Source organism: Rhodococcus sp. NPDC047139, assembly GCF_040643435.1.
Classification (GTDB): domain Bacteria; phylum Actinomycetota; class Actinomycetes; order Mycobacteriales; family Mycobacteriaceae; genus Rhodococcus.
In genome coordinates this window covers 25,112-40,298 of the sequence record NZ_JBEYUH010000008.1, presented here as the reverse complement: position 1 = coordinate 40,298, position 15,187 = coordinate 25,112, and the positions used below count along the sequence as shown (strand labels likewise).

Below are 15,187 nucleotides of genomic sequence, written 5' to 3'. Positions count from 1 at the left end.
GAATTGCTCCATCGCGGAAGTGGATGGCGGTAATGCTTATCCGTCGTCCCCGCGACTGCGACGACGCCACTGCACAGCTGCTGTGACCAAGCGGATCCCGAGCGCCAGCAGAACCAGATTTGCGACGATCTGCGCAGACACGACGGCCCGTGCGGTCCCGGTCGCAGCGGTGATGTCCCCGAATCCCACCGTGGAGAACACGGTCAGGCAGAAGTAGAGGGCGTCGACGCGGGACAACGGTTCGGTGAAGCTGTCCGGCCGTGCCACGGACATGCTGAGATAGAGGGCTGCGAATACCACGAGATACAGGGCCACGGTCGTGGTGAGTGCCTCGACCGCCTGGAGCGCCGGATACTCCGAGGCGAGGATCCGGCGGATCTGCCACCAGCCGACCAGCAGGACCGCTGTACAGCCCCCCACGAGGGTCAGAATCTCGGAAATGCTGCGGACATGCTCGAAAGGAACCACGAAATAAGCACCGACCAGTACGAAGGCGGTGAACGTCGGGCGCACGACCGCGCTCAGGATCAACCGTCTCCGTTCCCGCGGGTCGGGTACTCGCGGGGAATCGCCCATGATGATTCCTGTTCCGGAATGCGGACTTTCACCCCACGGTATTCGATATCGTCGAAACGACGAGGGGAAGATCGAGTATCCGATCCGGCCCGGAAAGGTCGACGCGGGGCGGCAAAGCGTGGGGAGTCATCGATGGCCGAACACAACCTGTGGGTCCGACCGATCGACGCGGTAGGCGCCGAGGACGCACCAACGGTCGGAGGTAAGTCCGCCAATCTCGGAGAAATGACCCGCGCAGGCTTTCCGGTACCCGCTGCGTTCGCCGTCACCACCCATGCCTATCTCGACGCGATGGAGGCCGCCGGGGTACGAGCAGAACTTGCCGCCGAAGCGGTGCCGGCGCCCGACATCGACGACGCCACGCTCATCCGCACGTCCGCCGCGCTCGCGGCTCTGGTGACCGATTCACCCGTCCCCGACGAGATGCGGGCGGCCATCGTCTCCGCCTACCGGAGTCTCGGGCCGGACGTACCGGTCGCGGTACGTTCCTCCGCACCGGCCGAAGATGCCTCGGATACCTCGTTCGCAGGGATCCACGAGTCCTACACGAATATCATCGGCGCCGACGCGGTGGTCCGTGCGGTTCAGCAATGCTGGGCGTCCCTGTGGTCCGAACGCGCCCGTACCTACCGAGGTCTGCGAGGGGTGACCGACGAACCGTCCATCGCCGTGGTCGTCCAGGTGATGGTGAAGTCGGAGTCGTCCGGTGTTGCATTCACCGCCGACCCCCGCACCGGTGAGCTCGACCGTATCGTGGTCGAGGCGGCGCTCGGGCTGGGCGAGGTCGTCGTCGGCGGACAGGTCGAACCCGACACCTACGTCGTCGCCAAGGACAGCTTCGAGGTGCTCGATGTGCATCTCGGTCATCAGGAGTTCCGGATCGCCTCGACGCACACCGGGGACAGTCGCGTCGCCGTCGATCCGGCCGGCGCCACCCGGGTGCTCGACGACGATCAGCTCGGGCGGGTCGCGCGCCTGGCCGCGGGAGTCGAGGAGCATTACGGGCGGCCTCAGGATCTCGAGTTCGCGTTCGAGAACAACGAGCTGTGGATCGTGCAGACCCGCCCGATCACGACCCTCGAACAGTCGTCGTCCGCGGGCTCGTCCGACGACAGCGAAGCGCAACCTTTGCTGATCGGCCTCGGTGCCGGCCCCGGAACGGCGACCGGCCGCGTGCGGATACTGCACGAACTCACCGACGGGAAGCGTCTGACCGACGGCGAGATCATCGTGGCGCCCATGACACGGCCGGACTGGCTGCCGATCCTGCGGCGCGCCGGCGGCATCGTCACCGACGGAGGTGGCATCACCTGTCACGCGGCCATCGTCGGACGTGAGCTCGGTAAGCCCGTGGTGGTCGGCGCACGTACCGCCACTACCGACCTGCGTGACGGACAGGTGATCACCGTGGACGGCAACGCCGGGGTGGTGTTCGACGGAGCAGTCCACACCGACGAGCGTCCGTCCACGACGGTATCCGCGCCGATGGCGTCGGTGACAGAGGCTGCCGCCGTCACGGCGACGGCGGTGTACGTCAACCTCGCGACCCCCGACGCAGCCGATGCCGTCGCCGCTTCGGATGTCGACGGTGTCGGTCTGCTGCGTGCCGAGTTCATGATCACCGAGGCACTCGCCGGCGAGCATCCCTCCCACATGATCGCCCAGGGACGTCGTGGGGAGTACGTGGAGAAGATGGCAGGAGGCGTCGCGAAGATCGCGGCGGCATTCGCGCCACGTCCGGTGGTGTATCGCGCAATCGATCTGCGCAGCAACGAGTTCGCCGACCTCGAAGGAGGCGAGGTCGAACCCCACGAAGAGAACCCGATGATCGGTTACCGCGGGTGCTTCCGATACGTGCGGGATCCGGAGCTGTTCTCGCTGGATCTCGATGTGCTGCATCACGTTCGCAGCACACACCCCAACGTGCACCTGATGATTCCGTTCGTGCGCACCCGCTGGGAGCTGCGAGAATGCCTCGAGCAGCTCGACCGGCATCCTCTCGGTTCCGACCAGCGTATGCTGCGCTGGATCATGGCCGAGGTTCCCTCGGTCGTCTACTGGCTACCGGAGTACGCGAAGCTCGGCATCCACGGCGTCTCCATCGGGAGCAACGACCTCACGCAGTTGATGCTCGGTGTGGACCGGGACTCGGAGATGTGCAAGGACCTGTTCGACACGCTCGACCCGGCCGTACTCGACGCGATCGACCATATCGTGGAGAAGGCCTCTGCTGCCGGACTGACGACCTCCCTGTGTGGGCACGCGGTGTCGACGAGTACCGACCTCGCGGAACATCTCGTGCGGCGCGGTATCACCTCGGTGTCGGTCACGCCGGACGCAGCGGCGCAGACGAGGCGGACCGTGGCGCGAGCGGAACAGCGGATTCTCCTCGAACACGCTCGCCGTGGCGAGGGGTAACGTCGAGGTCCGCTATCTTGCGGGGCGGGTGACCGGGCGGCGATAGGTCAGCTCCCACCTCTCGGATCCGTGATCGACCTGCTTCCATCCGTCGCTCTCGATCTGCCGCTCCAGCTCGGCGAGACTTTCTCCCAGTCCCGGAGCCCATTTCTCGCGTGGGGGGTCCGTTCCCCATCCACGAGGTACCGGGAAGGTTGGGCCGCTATAACGTGGCTCCCCGTCCACGACCCCGACGAACCGCATGTAGGCGTTGCCCGACTGTGACGACAGTGTCGCGAGAAGCGCAGCCCACCAGTGGCGGGCGCCGACCTCCTCCAGTTCCACCTGCAAGGTCTCCGTGTCGTCGGACATGCGGATCCCCCTTCCTCTCCGCTCGGTGACGCGACAACCGAGATTCGGCGGTGACCTTCTTCCCGAGAGGATTACACCGGTGACGCCTGAGCTGGGTGGGTATGACCGAACCGTGCTTGCTTCCGATCCCGGCGCCACCATCGGAACAACTCGTCGCTTCCCCACACGATGACCGGCATCGGGACCAGCAGGGCCAGTAACCACAGGTCCGGCACCTCGGTGCCGAAGACGATCTGCAATGGGGGGAGGGTCACGACCGCCGCCGCGAATACGACCTCGAAGGCGATGCCCCACAGCAGCATTCGATTCGTCGTGAATCCTATCTGTGCGAGTGAGCTGCGGCTGGTCCGAGAGGCCATCGCGGTGCCGATCTGGCAGGCCACGATGCTGAGAAAGGTCATCGTCGTCGCCTCCCTCCACGTATCGTGCAATGCTCCGGTGCTGGTGTCGGCCCCGAAGGTCCATCCACCGTCGACCAGGGTGAGCAAGAACAGGCCCATCACCAGGACAGCGGAGACGCCACCAAGCAGACCCCATGACCGTGCGAGCATCGGGCCGTCGATCACCGACTGTGTGCGTGGTCGAGGGGGACGTTGCATGAGGTCCGGTTCGGCTTTCTCCCGTCCGAGCGCCAGGGCCGGAAGTGTCTCGGTGCCGAGGTCGATGGCGAGGATCTGCATGATGGTCAGCGGCAGGGGGATCCCGCCGCTGGTGAGGGCATAGGCGAGGAAGGGCACGACCTCGGGTGTGGCGTGCGCGAATATGTAGACGATGAATTTGCGGACGTTGTCGTAGACGCGCCGTCCGGCTTGGACGGCGCCGACGATCGTGGCGAAATTGTCGTCGACGAGCACCATGACGGCAGCTTCCCGCGCGACGTCCGTGCCGGAGCGGCCCATCGCCACTCCGATGTCGGCCTGTCGCAGGGCCGGCGCGTCGTTGGCGCCGTCTCCGGTCATGGCGACGATATGACCCGATTCCTGAAGGGCATCGGTGACGCGCAGTTTCGTCTCCGGTGAACTGCGTGCGAAGACGATCTCGTCATCACCTGCGAGGGCAGCGTCGAGTTCGCCGTCGGACATCGCGTCCGCCTCGTCTCCGCCGATCACGCGCAGACCACCTTTTCCGATGTGCACGCTCTCGGCGATTCCGCGGGCAGTGAGCGCATGGTCGCCGGTGACGACGATCAGGCGAATTCCAGCCGAATGGCATCGGTCCACGGCTTCGGGTACCTCGGGGCGAGGTGGATCGATCATGGCCGTTACACCGAGGAGCGTCGAACCTTTCTCGGCCTCCTCTCGGGACAGGTTCTCGGGAACTTCGGAAGGGGTGAGAGGACGTTCGGCGATCGCCAGCAGGCGCCGCCCGCGACGTGCCCAGTCGGCGATGAGGGCCTCGATCGTCCTGCGTTCCTCGTCCGTCAACGGTCTGGTGCCGGTGGTGGTGGCGACGTGAGTGCAGCGGGCGAGTACCACCTCGGGTGCGCCTTTGGTGTGTACGACGGTCGCTGTGCCGACGCGGTCCACCGTCGACATCCGTCGCAGGTTCGGATCGAAATGGAACTGTGCCAGCCTGTCGTCCTTGTTGCGGCGCGGTTCGACGCCCAGACGCTCGGCGGCCTGGAGGAGAGCGATCTCGGTGGGATCACCCACACCGGGGCTCTCGGCGAGTTCCCCCTCGGGTCGCGGCGATTCCGCCAGTTCGGAGTTGTTGCACCACACCGCCGCCGCGATGAGTCGCTGCAGGACGGAGCTCGCTGTGGGAAGTGGCCGGGTGGGATCGAAATCGGCGACTCCATCGCTTGTCCACGCCTGCGTGACGGTCATCCGGTTCACGGTGAGGGTGCCGGTCTTGTCGGTGCAGATGACATTCGTCGATCCGAGAGTCTCGACTGCCGAGATCCGCTTGACCAGGGCTCCTTGCCGCGCCAGCAGGCGTACCCCCACGGCGAGCGCCAGGGTGATCGTGGGGAGCAGGCCCTCGGGTACGTTGGCGACGATCAGTCCGATCGCGAAGTTCAGCGACTCGGTGAGCGACAGTCCGGTCAGCAGGGTGCCGAGCGGAATGAACGCGGCGCCGATGCCCACGGCGACGATGGCGATCAGCCGGGCGGCACGCTTGACCTGTTTCTCCAATGGGCTTTCCTGATGCCCACCCCCTTGGGACAGCGCGGCGATCCGGCCGAGTTCGGTCTTCATGCCGGTGGCGAACACCACCGCCGTTGCTTCGCCGGTGACACAGTTGGTGCCGCTGAACACGACGTCTTGCGCATGGATCAGAGGGACACGACTGTCGCCGCTGTCGGCGGTCACCCGCACGGGCACGGATTCTCCGGTGAGCGCCGACGCGTCGATCTCTGCCTCCCCGTCGAGCAGGCGTGCATCGGCGGAGATCCGGTCCCCCTCGGAGACCACGATGACGTCACCGGGCACGAGTTCCCGGGCGTCGACCTCCGTCTCGGTCTCGTCGCGCAGCACTCGGGCCCGTTGGGGCAGATAAGCGGCGAGTGCTTCGACCGCTTGGTCTGCGTGGCGTTCCTGCACGAATGCAAAGGCGGCGTTGAGGACGATGACCACGACGATTGCGATGGCCAGAGGAATGGAATCCGACAATGCTGCCAGCACGGCGGCCACCCACAGCAGCAGCGCCAGCGGATGGAGGAGTTGCCGGGTCAGGGCCCGCAGCCATCCTTCGCTCCTGCGGCGTACCAGTTCGTTGTGGCCGTGCAGGCCGATGCGCCGCTCCGCCTCGCGTGTGGACAGGCCGGTACGGGACGATCGCAGGTCCCGTAAGAGGCGGTCGAGTGCTTCGAGTGGATCGACGGGCGGATCGTGCTGGTTCTCGCCTGTCGTTGCGGCTGTCATGGCCTCTCCCTCTTCGGCGCCGCACTGTCGCGTGGCCGTGGACAGACAGGGAAGATTCGGGAACAGGGTCCTGAAGGAAGTGTCCCCCACAACGGTTGCCTGGGGTGTCGAACTGCCCACCGACACGTCCTGGGGATCGGTGATCGATACCCACCTGTCTACCGGTACTCCGGCACGGTAGGTGGTTCCACATACGTCTCGTCGTTCGAGCAGACCGAAGCGCACGATCGTGTACTCGTGGACAGGTGTCCTAGAGTCGGGTCCGCGGGTCCGAAGGACAATGCCCGCCTACTGTGGGTCCAGTGACGTCGAACCGATGCGCAACCGCCGGCGCCGCGATGTTCATGTGCGAACACGTGAGCATCCGTCCATGAGGTGGTCCGACATCCGACAGGAATGTCGATCAGCGGGGAGAGGATGTACTCGATGGGAACTACTCCGCCACACATCGTCTGTGCTGACCTGGTGATTCGTCCCTTGGAGCGGAAGGATGAGGATCGCGTTCGCGCATTGCACGAGCACCTCACCAGGCGCGACACCTATATGCGCTTCTTCACGCTCGTCCCCCGGCACCTCGACGATCTCGTGGAGATGCTCTGTCGTCAGGACGACCGGCACGTCAGTCTGGGTGCCTTCGACGACGGAACGCTCGTCGGGGTCGCGAACTACACCGTCGTCGAGGCGGATTCGGGTGATGCCACGGCGGAATGCGCCGTTGCTGTCGGTCATCCCTTCCAACACCACGGAGTCGGTACCACGTTGCTGCAGCGCCTGGTGGGTATCGCCTGGCGACGTGGCATCCGGCATCTCACGGCGTTCGTGCTGACCGAGAACACCACCATGTTCCGGGTGCTCGAGGATCTGGGTTGGTCGTGGGACGAACACGCCTCGGGGCCCGTCGTGGAGGTGCGGATCGACCTTGCGGATCCGAGTGGGGAGCAAGATCTCCGAAACTTGATCGTCGGCGCAGTCCGCTGATTCGGAGTACCGAATGCGTCACTTGCACAGAGGAAAGCGAGTAGCCTGTCCACCGTGTCGTCCGCAGTGGCGGTGAGTCGGCTCGTCAAGACGTTCGGGTCCACCCGTGCGCTCGACGAGCTCGATCTCGAGGTCCGGCCCGGGGAAGTGCACGGTTTTCTGGGACCCAACGGCGCTGGAAAGTCCACGACCATCCGCGTACTTCTCGGGTTGCTCCGCGCCGACTCGGGGGAGATATCACTCCTCGGTGGCGATCCCTGGCGTGAGGCCGTGTCGCTGCACCGGCGGCTCGCCTATGTGCCGGGCGACGTCAATCTCTGGCCCAATCTCACCGGCGGTGAGGCGATCGACCTGCTGGCGGGCCTTCGCGGAGGCCTGGACGAGAGACGGCGTGCCGATCTTCTCGAGCGATTCGAACTGGATCCGACGAAGAAGGTGCGGACGTATTCGCGGGGAAACCGGCAGAAGGTCGCCATCGTGGCAGCCCTGGCCTCGGACGTGGAACTGTTCCTGTTCGACGAGCCCACCTCCGGCCTCGACCCCCTCAAGGAGGAGGTCTTTCGCGACTGTGTGCGCGATGTGGTTGCTCGAGGCTGCTCGGTGCTGCTGTCGAGTCACATCCTGGCGGAAGTGGAAGCGCTGTGCGACAGGGTCACCATCATCCGTCGCGGTCGTACCGTCGAGTCGGGCACGCTCACCGAACTGCGCCATCTGACCCGCACCTCGGTGACCGCCGATACCGTTCGCCCTGCGGTGGGTCTGGAAACCCTCGAGGGAGTTCACGATCTGGACGTGCACGGATCCCACGTGCGTTTCGAAGTCGACACCAAGCACCTCGAGCGAGTCCTGCGAGAACTCCTCACGTTCGGCCTGACTTCGCTGACGAGTGCTCCGCCCACGCTCGAAGAATTGTTCCTGCGGCACTACGGGGACGATCTGCCGGGTGAGCACCACCACGCACCCGGTACGTCCACCGTTCCTCGATGAGAGTCGGATCTACTGTGATTGGCTCGTTCGTCGGTACCGGAGACCTGATCCGACTTGCCGTGCGCCGTGACCGAGTGCAACTGCCGGTGTGGCTGGCGGCGATCACGGTGGTCTACGCGGTGTCGGTCTCGAGCATCGAGGGGTTGTATCCGACCCAGAACGACCTGCATGTGCTTGCGGTGAGCTCCGCGGTCTCGCCCGTGGTGCTCGCCACCAACGGCTTGGTCTCGGGGGACACCCTCGGTGCGGTCGTCACCGCCCAGACACTGTTGTTCGTGGCGCTTGCCGCCGGGCTGATGAGCACGCTGGCGGTGGTGCGGCATACGCGGCAGAACGAGGAGACCGGCCGCGCGGAACTCGTGGGCGCGAACGTCGTCGGTCGTCGTGCGATGCTCACGGCCGGGTTGGCTGTTGCCGTAGGCGCGAATCTGGTGTTGGTGGTCCTGCTGGCGGTCGTGTCCGTCGCTTACGGTCTGCCTCCCGCCGGATCTCTGGCACTCGGTCTCGCGGCCGGCGCAGCAGGCATCTCCTTCGCGGCTGTCGCAGCCGTGACCGCCCAGATCGCAGAAGGTGCCCGCGCGGCGAACGGGCTGGCCGGTGCCGCCCTGGGCGCAGCATTTCTGCTGCGGGCGATCGGTGACAGCGCCGGCACGGTCGATCCGTCCGGTGTCCGCGTCACAAGCATGTGGTTGTCGTGGTTGTCACCGATCGGGTGGGCTCAGCAGATCCGTCCCTTCGACGTGAACGCGTGGTGGGTTCTGCAGCTGTTCGCATTGTTCGTGATCGTGATGATCGCAGTCGCGTACGGCTTGACGGAGCGTCGGGATTTCGGTGCCGGGTTGGTGCAGCCGCGTCCGGGTCCTGCCCGTGCGGCGGATCGGTTGCCGACCGCGTTCGGTCTCGCGTGGCGACTGCAGCGAACGACGCTGCTGTGGTGGGCGGTCGGTCTCGTGATCCTGGCTGCCACGTACGGCAGCGTGGCCGATGAAATGGACAACTTCCTCGACGAGGGCGGCGGAGTCGCCGACCTCGTCGAGCAGCTCGGGGGCGGGGCAGAGGCGCTGACCGACGGTTACTTCGCCATGACCTTCCTCATGATGGCATTGTTCACGAGTGGATATGCGGTGCAGTCTGTTCTGCGGTTGCACAGTGAGGAGACCTCCGGACGAGTCGAGTCGGTATTGACCACCGGGCTGGGACGGGTGCCCTGGGTGCTCGCCCATTTCGCAGTCGTGCTGATCGGGGTGCTGATCCTGCAGTTCCTCGTCGGTCTCGTGGTGGCAGTGACATATGGCGCGGCGATCGACGATCTCACCGGGCCGCTGGCCGATCTGCTTCCCGCAGCGCTGGTGTACGTGCCGGCGATCTCGTTCGTCGCGGCCGCGGCCGTGTTGTGCGTGGGGGTGATACCGGGGCACGGCGCCGCCGTCGCGTGGGGGCTCTTTGCGGTCTGGGTGCTAATCGGGCAACTCGGGGTGGTGCTCGATCTTCCACAATTCGTGCTCGACCTGTCGCCCTTCACTCACGTGCCCTCGATGCCGGCGGAGCGGTTCCTCGTCATGCCACTCGCTGTGCTGTCGGCTCTCGCCGTGGTGACCGCTGCGGCGGGGGTGTCCGCGATGCGCCGTCGCGACCTCGTCCTCCGATGACAAACGCGAACCGCTCTCGACCCGGCACAGTGGACTCACAGAACCGAGTCCCTTTCCGGGCACGGCCGTCGGGTCTACCGTCGATTCTGTAGACCCAACGGACGAGCCGACTTGTCAGGTCGTCAGCGGACTCCTCACCGGATGACCATCCGGAGAGACCGGTTCAGGGACACTCCTCATCTGCAAGTTCGGCAGCGAGAGGGAAAACCATGGTTGCCACGATGCCGGCGGTGACAGAGCATCGGCCCGCCCTCGAACGACTACGCGAGGCCGAGCACCTCGTGGTGGAATTGCCCGGCGTAGGGCGCCTCAGCCTCCCGCCACCCGAGCAACTCGCCTACCTGGCAGGCATCGGCGCCTTGGTGGCGCTGGAACTGCTCGAGTGGCCGGTGGCGGTTGCCATCACTACGGGTCATCTCCTGGCCGAGGTGCACCATCATCGCATTCTCCAGGGGATCGGCGAAGCGCTGGAGGAGGCCTGACCTCGGCAAGTGCGTCGGTCGCAGAACGCAGAACGGTGCGGCCACGTCAGTGACCACACCGTTCGACCAGGATTCCGAGATGACTGTTACGCGCCCTGGCGGACCGGCGTGCGACGGCCCATCGCGGCGAGAGCAGCACCGAGCACCGCGGTCACGGCAAGCCCGGTCAGTGCCGCGAGGAATTCGGTGCCGCTGAGCGTGCCGTAGTCGGCGAGGCCGGGAAGACCGGCGAAGGCGGCGTCACCGACCGGCAACGAGTAGGCGCCGACGATGTGCTCGAGACCGTCCGGGCTGCCGGATGCGACGAGAGCCAGCGCACAGGCACTGACCACGCCCAGGCCACCGATCGCCGCGAGCCCCCGCCGGACGGCAACGGGGGTCACGGAGGATCGCGCGTCCCACGCCGCGATCCCGGGTGCGAACGCCATCACGACGCTCAGCACAGCGGCGGTGATGAGAGCTTCACCGAGGCCGATGGCCAGGTGGACCGCGGTCAGATCGCCGATGAATGCTGCTGCGGCGCCGGTACCGGCGGTCGCCGAGTATGCGGCGCCGAGAATCGCGGCACTCACCGGCACGGACAGACCGGCGCCGACGGCAGCGGTGGTCCGCGTCAGCTTCCCGAGGCCGAGCCGCTCGGCACCGGTGCGGACTGTGGCAGTGACGAGGACGGGCAGTACCGCCAGCAGCAGCACGTTCACACCGAGGGCGTTGACCCCGCCGTCCCCGAACAGCAATGCCTGTACACCGACCACGGCGGTCATCGCGAGAAGCGCGAGTCGGGGCCCGATGAGCGCGGTCGCGAGCGCGCCGCCGATGAGGTGGCCGCTGACGCCACTGGCGATGGGGTAGTTGACCATCTGGGCGCCGAAGATCATCGCTGCGGTCGTGCCGCCCAGAAGGGTGTCTCGGGTGGTGATGCGCGGGCGTCCGGCGGTGGCGGCGAGCACGACCGCACCGGTGGCGATCGCCGCAGCGGGCGCGGTGGCGCTCATGGGGAGGAAATGGTCAGGGACGTGCATGGGTGAGACTCCCTTCGAGGGTGGACGGATGAACGTGTGTGGAGCGCCAGGATCGCCAGGTCGACTCGAGCGGCGAGGAGTGGGCGGCGGCGCCGAGGAACCGCAGCAGGCTGCCGGGCCCTTCGAGCTGGACCACGCCGTCGCCCTCGGCGCGTCGCCCATAGGTCGCGATGACGTCGTGCACCCGAGCGGAGCCGAGGATCCCGGGTTCGGGGAACGCGCCGTGCGCGTACAACTCCTCGACGAAGAGCGGACGACGATCGACGGTGACCGATGTCCGGCTGCGGATCGCACCCCCGGTTTCTCCGTGGCGTCCGAGGACGAGGGTCTCCCGCATGCTCGCGGCGGCATCGGAGGCGAGTTCGATCCGGGTGTCGCGGTGCACACGGGCGCCGGTGGCGATCACGAACGGGAAGGTGTCCCAGACGAGGGCGCCGCCCTCGGCAACCGTGATCCGCACGTCCCACCGGGACAGCCGGTTGTCGGCGTCGTAGGCGACGGTGCCGCCGATGTCCTGCAATTCGAGCGTGCACCCCGCGTCGACGTGCACATCGACCGTCACCGAATCACCACCGAGCAACAATGCGCCCGCGGCGACAAGGGCGACCCGCGCTCGGTCCGGCCCGACCTCGACTGTGCGGGGGACGAGCATGCCCGGCCGCAGGGTCAGTCGCGCTCGGATCGGTGCGTGATCGATGCGGATCGTGGTGCGGGACATGATCAGTCGTGCGTGTGTGCGGCGTGGCCGTGGCCGTGGCCGTGCCCATGGCCGTGACCGTGGTCGTCGTCCTCGTCGGCGTGGAAGTGCGGAGCCATCGGACCGGGATCGACAGGGGTGTGCGAGCCGGCGCGGTGAGCTGTCAGCATCTCGCGCACCCAGTCGCCGAGCGCCTGCACGGATGCGGCGTCGGTCCGCGACAGCGCCAGCACCGGTCCACCCTCGCGGGCCTTTTCGGCATCGGCGACCATCTGCGGCACGTCGACACCCACGTAGGGAGAGAGATCGGTCTTGTTCACCACGAGCAGGTCGGCGCGGCTGATGCCGGGACCGCCCTTGCGGGCGACGTCGCCACCGCCGGCGACATCGAGAACGAAGATCTGTGCGTCGACGAGCGCGGGGGAGAAGGTCGCGGTCAGGTTGTCGCCGCCGCTCTCCACCAACACGACATCGAGCGGCGCGAAGTCGCGTTCGAGATCCTCGACGGCCAGCAGGTTCATGGTCACGTCGTCGCGGATCGCGGTGTGCGGGCATGCCCCGGTCTCCACCGCGCGGATGCGCTCGGGGTCGAGCACACCGGCCGAACGGAGGAAGCGGGCATCCTCGTCGGTGTAGATGTCGTTGGTGATCACGCCGAGCTGCAGTTCGGACGCGAGGGTGCGGCAGATGGTCGCGATCAGCGAGCTCTTGCCCGTGCCGACGGGACCGGCGACGCCGAGACGGAGCGAACGGGTGGTGGTGTGTTCAGGCACGGAACAGCCTTTCTGGAGCGGATGCATGGGCTTCGGCCCACAGTTCGGTCTGGGGACCACCGGTTGCCAGGATGTCCGCCGGATCGGTGAGGGCGGACAGCTCGGCGATGAGCGGTTCCAGATGGGCGCAGGCCTCGAGCGCCCATCTCGAACCGGTGGCCGGGTCTGTGGGGTGCAGTTTGAGGAAAGCCGCGACGATCGCCTGCGCCTCCTCGTACAGCACCAGTCGTGCGGTATCGATCGCCGGGATGCGCGCGAGCGCCGCGATGGCCCCGACGACCAGTCCCCGCGACGGTCGCGGGGTCCGGGCACCGAGATCGTCGAGAACGGGCGAGGGCCACAGGTTCCGGGCCAGCCGCAGATAGCCGCGGGCCAGCAGCCGGGACGCGTCGCGCTGGGCCGGGCCCGGTGTGCGCGCCGCCCAGTGGTCGTCGATCTCGTCGATCCGTAGCGCCAGGATGGCTCCGGCATCGGAGACCACCGCGTGCCGGGCCACCACGGCGACACCGGCCTCGACCGCCGCCGAGGTGCGCAACCGCGCGACGAGGAAGCGACGCACCTCGGTCGGCGACATCCCACCCTGGAGCGCGGGTTCGAGCCCGCCCGAGTTGACGTTCCCGCCGACCGGCGCGCGTCCGTCCGCGAGGAGGAGCAGCACCGTGGTGGGAGAGAGAGTGTCGGGCAGCATCAGAACATCGAATACAGCTGCGCGAGCGGCAGTTCGGTGGCCGGAGCCGGAACGACCCGCTCGCCGTCGATGTCGATGTCGAAGGTGTCGGCGCGGATCTCGATGCGCGGCAACACGTCGTTCTGCTTCATGTCGGCCTTGCCGATGTGCCGGGTCGGCCGCAACGGCAGCAGCGTGCGACGCAACCCGAGCCGGTCTTCCAGGCCGTCGTCGAGGGCGGCGGGGGAGACGAACGACACCGACGTGTGCGGAGCGAGCACATCGCCGAAAGCGGGTCGCTGCAGCACGGGCTGCGGAGTCGGGATCGACGCGTTGGGGTCGCCGAGCGCGGCCCAGGCGATCGATCCGCCCTTGATGACCAGCGACGGCCGGATGCCGAAGAACTTCGGATCCCACAGCACGAGGTCGGCGAGCTTGCCCACCTCGATCGAACCGAGTTCGTGGTCGACGCCGTGCGCGATCGCGGGGTTGATCGTGTACTTCGCGACGTAGCGACGGGCCCGTTCGTTGTCGGCGGGCATGCCGCCGTCGAGGCTGCCGCGCCGGTTCTTCATCACGTGCGCGACCTGCCAGGTGCGGGTGATGACCTCACCGATGCGTCCCATCGCCTGGGCGTCGGACGAGGTGATCGACAGGGCGCCCATGTCGTGCAGGATGTCCTCGGCCGCGATGGTGGTGGCCCGGATCCGGGACTCGGCGAACGCAAGGTCCTCCGGCACGGCCGGGTTGAGGTGGTGGCAGACCATCAGCATGTCGAGGTGCTCGTCGACGGTGTTGACCGTGTGCGGCAATGTCGGGTTGGTCGAGCCCGGGATGATGTGCGGCAATCCGGCGATGCTCAGGATGTCCGGGGCGTGTCCACCACCGGCACCTTCGACGTGGAAGGCGTGGATCGAGCGACCACCGATCGCGGCGAGCGTGCTCTCCACGAAGCCTGCCTCGTTGAGCGAGTCCGAGTGCAGCGCGACCTGCAGTCCGTGCTCGTCGGCCGCGCGCAACGCCGCATCGATGGCGGCCGGCGTGGATCCCCAGTCCTCGTGCACCTTGTACCCGGCGGCACCGGCGAGGGCCTGCTCGCGCAACCCCTCGGCGGAGACGGTGTTGCCCTTACCGAGCAACAGCACGTTCACCGGCAGCATGTCGAGCGCGCGATGCATCTGCATCAGATGCCACGGACCCGGTGTGACGGTGGTGGCCTTCGAGCCTTCGGACGGACCGGTCCCGCCTCCGGCAATCGTGGTGATGCCGGTGGCGAGTGCCTCGACGATCTGCGACGGCGACAGCAGGTGCACGTGCGAGTCGAAGGCGCCCGCGGTGAGGATGCGACCTTCACCGGAGATGACGTCGGTGGACGGGCCGATCTGCAGCTTCGGGTGCACGCCGTCGGCGATGTCGGGGTTGCCGGCGCGACCGAGGGCGACGATGCGGCCGTCGCGGATTCCGACGTCGGCGCGTACGATGCCAGACCAGTCCAGCACGATCACGTTCGTGATGACGGTGTCGGGAGCACCCTCGGCCCGGGTCGTCACGCCTTGGGCCATCGATTCGCGGATGGACTTGCCGCCACCGAAGACGGCTTCCTCACCGCCGAAAGTGAGATCTTCCTCGATCTGGATCCACAGGTCGGTGTCGCCCAGGCGTAGCTGGTCGCCGACCGTCGGTCCGTACAGTGCCGCGTACTCGGCGCGTGTGATCTCCACGT

The 15,187-nt window shown here is 67.0% G+C and carries 13 protein-coding genes; 5 read left to right on the top strand and 8 right to left on the bottom strand.

Annotation, left to right across the window (positions count from 1 at the left end; genetic code table 11):
- Window positions 1-36: 36 nt before the first annotated feature.
- Complete coding sequence (locus ABZ789_RS12425) at window positions 37-576, bottom strand: ion channel (RefSeq protein WP_358423999.1); 540 nt, start codon at window positions 574-576, stop codon at window positions 37-39.
- Window positions 577-708: 132 nt separating this feature from the next.
- Here ABZ789_RS12425 and ppsA point away from each other — a divergent pair, with 132 nt between their 5' ends.
- The gene (gene ppsA / locus ABZ789_RS12420) at window positions 709-2,994 is read left to right on the top strand and encodes a phosphoenolpyruvate synthase (protein WP_358423997.1); all 2,286 of its coding nucleotides are present in this window, start codon (window positions 709-711) and stop codon (window positions 2,992-2,994) included.
- A gap of 12 nt (window positions 2,995-3,006) precedes the next feature.
- Here ppsA and ABZ789_RS12415 read toward each other — a convergent pair whose 3' ends face one another.
- Window positions 3,007-3,345 carry a hypothetical protein gene (locus ABZ789_RS12415; protein ID WP_358423995.1) on the bottom strand — a complete coding sequence of 113 codons (339 nt, stop codon included), beginning with the start codon at window positions 3,343-3,345 and terminating at the stop codon, window positions 3,007-3,009.
- 71 nt (window positions 3,346-3,416) lie between these two features.
- Window positions 3,417-6,209, bottom strand: coding sequence for a cation-transporting P-type ATPase (locus ABZ789_RS12410; RefSeq protein WP_358423993.1), 2,793 nt, complete (start codon window positions 6,207-6,209; stop codon window positions 3,417-3,419).
- Window positions 6,210-6,674: 465 nt separating this feature from the next.
- Between ABZ789_RS12410 and ABZ789_RS12405 the strand changes: the two genes are divergently transcribed.
- The 4 genes from ABZ789_RS12405 (at window position 6,675) to ABZ789_RS12390 (ending at window position 10,305) form a co-directional block, all read left to right on the top strand.
- A complete protein-coding gene (locus ABZ789_RS12405) occupies window positions 6,675-7,187 on the top strand; it encodes a GNAT family N-acetyltransferase (protein ID WP_358423991.1) in 513 nt (170 codons plus the stop codon).
- Between the two features lie 54 nt (window positions 7,188-7,241).
- Window positions 7,242-8,174, top strand: a complete 933-nt coding sequence (locus tag ABZ789_RS12400; RefSeq protein ID WP_358423989.1) for an ABC transporter ATP-binding protein — start codon at window positions 7,242-7,244, stop codon at window positions 8,172-8,174.
- Window positions 8,175-8,188: 14 nt separating this feature from the next.
- On the top strand, window positions 8,189-9,823 hold the full coding sequence (locus ABZ789_RS12395; RefSeq protein WP_358423987.1) for an anibiotic ABC transporter: 1,635 nt from the start codon (window positions 8,189-8,191) through the stop codon (window positions 9,821-9,823).
- 221 nt (window positions 9,824-10,044) lie between these two features.
- Window positions 10,045-10,305, top strand: coding sequence for a hypothetical protein (locus tag ABZ789_RS12390; RefSeq protein WP_358423985.1), 261 nt, complete (start codon window positions 10,045-10,047; stop codon window positions 10,303-10,305).
- Window positions 10,306-10,391: 86 nt separating this feature from the next.
- On the opposite strand, the gene ABZ789_RS12385 is transcribed toward ABZ789_RS12390, so the two are convergent.
- From ABZ789_RS12385 to ABZ789_RS12365, 5 genes are read right to left on the bottom strand one after another with little or no spacing between them, the layout of a single operon-like run.
- Complete coding sequence (locus ABZ789_RS12385; RefSeq protein WP_358423983.1) at window positions 10,392-11,327, bottom strand: energy-coupling factor ABC transporter permease; 936 nt, start codon at window positions 11,325-11,327, stop codon at window positions 10,392-10,394.
- Window positions 11,314-12,045: an urease accessory protein UreD gene (locus tag ABZ789_RS12380; protein ID WP_358423981.1), complete on the bottom strand. Its 732-nt coding sequence runs from the start codon at window positions 12,043-12,045 to the stop codon at window positions 11,314-11,316. The genes ABZ789_RS12385 and ABZ789_RS12380 overlap by 14 nt, the downstream gene beginning before the upstream one ends.
- A 2-nt stretch (window positions 12,046-12,047) precedes the next feature.
- Window positions 12,048-12,824, bottom strand: coding sequence for an urease accessory protein UreG (gene ureG / locus ABZ789_RS12375; protein ID WP_358423979.1), 777 nt, complete (start codon window positions 12,822-12,824; stop codon window positions 12,048-12,050).
- A complete protein-coding gene (locus ABZ789_RS12370) occupies window positions 12,790-13,485 on the bottom strand; it encodes an urease accessory UreF family protein (protein ID WP_358423977.1) in 696 nt (231 codons plus the stop codon). Before ABZ789_RS12370 ends, ureG begins: the two co-directional genes overlap by 35 nt.
- A complete protein-coding gene (locus ABZ789_RS12365; RefSeq protein WP_358423975.1) occupies window positions 13,485-15,185 on the bottom strand; it encodes an urease subunit alpha in 1,701 nt (566 codons plus the stop codon). Before ABZ789_RS12365 ends, ABZ789_RS12370 begins: the two co-directional genes overlap by 1 nt.
- Window positions 15,186-15,187: the final 2 nt, after the last annotated feature.

Bases quoted from the DNA above. Each gene is read 5' to 3' on its own strand.
- ABZ789_RS12425 (WP_358423999.1), bottom strand. From the start codon at position 576: ATGGGCGATTCCCCGCGAGTACCCGACCCGCGGGAACGGAGACGGTTG.
- ppsA (WP_358423997.1), top strand. From the start codon at position 709: ATGGCCGAACACAACCTGTGGGTCCGACCGATCGACGCGGTAGGCGCC.
- ABZ789_RS12415 (WP_358423995.1), bottom strand. From the start codon at position 3,345: ATGTCCGACGACACGGAGACCTTGCAGGTGGAACTGGAGGAGGTCGGC.
- ABZ789_RS12410 (WP_358423993.1), bottom strand. From the start codon at position 6,209: ATGACAGCCGCAACGACAGGCGAGAACCAGCACGATCCGCCCGTCGAT.
- ABZ789_RS12390 (WP_358423985.1), top strand. From the start codon at position 10,045: ATGCCGGCGGTGACAGAGCATCGGCCCGCCCTCGAACGACTACGCGAG.
- ABZ789_RS12385 (WP_358423983.1), bottom strand. From the start codon at position 11,327: ATGCACGTCCCTGACCATTTCCTCCCCATGAGCGCCACCGCGCCCGCT.
- ABZ789_RS12380 (WP_358423981.1), bottom strand. From the start codon at position 12,045: ATGTCCCGCACCACGATCCGCATCGATCACGCACCGATCCGAGCGCGA.
- ureG (WP_358423979.1), bottom strand. From the start codon at position 12,824: ATGCATCCGCTCCAGAAAGGCTGTTCCGTGCCTGAACACACCACCACC.
- ABZ789_RS12370 (WP_358423977.1), bottom strand. From the start codon at position 13,485: ATGCTGCCCGACACTCTCTCTCCCACCACGGTGCTGCTCCTCCTCGCG.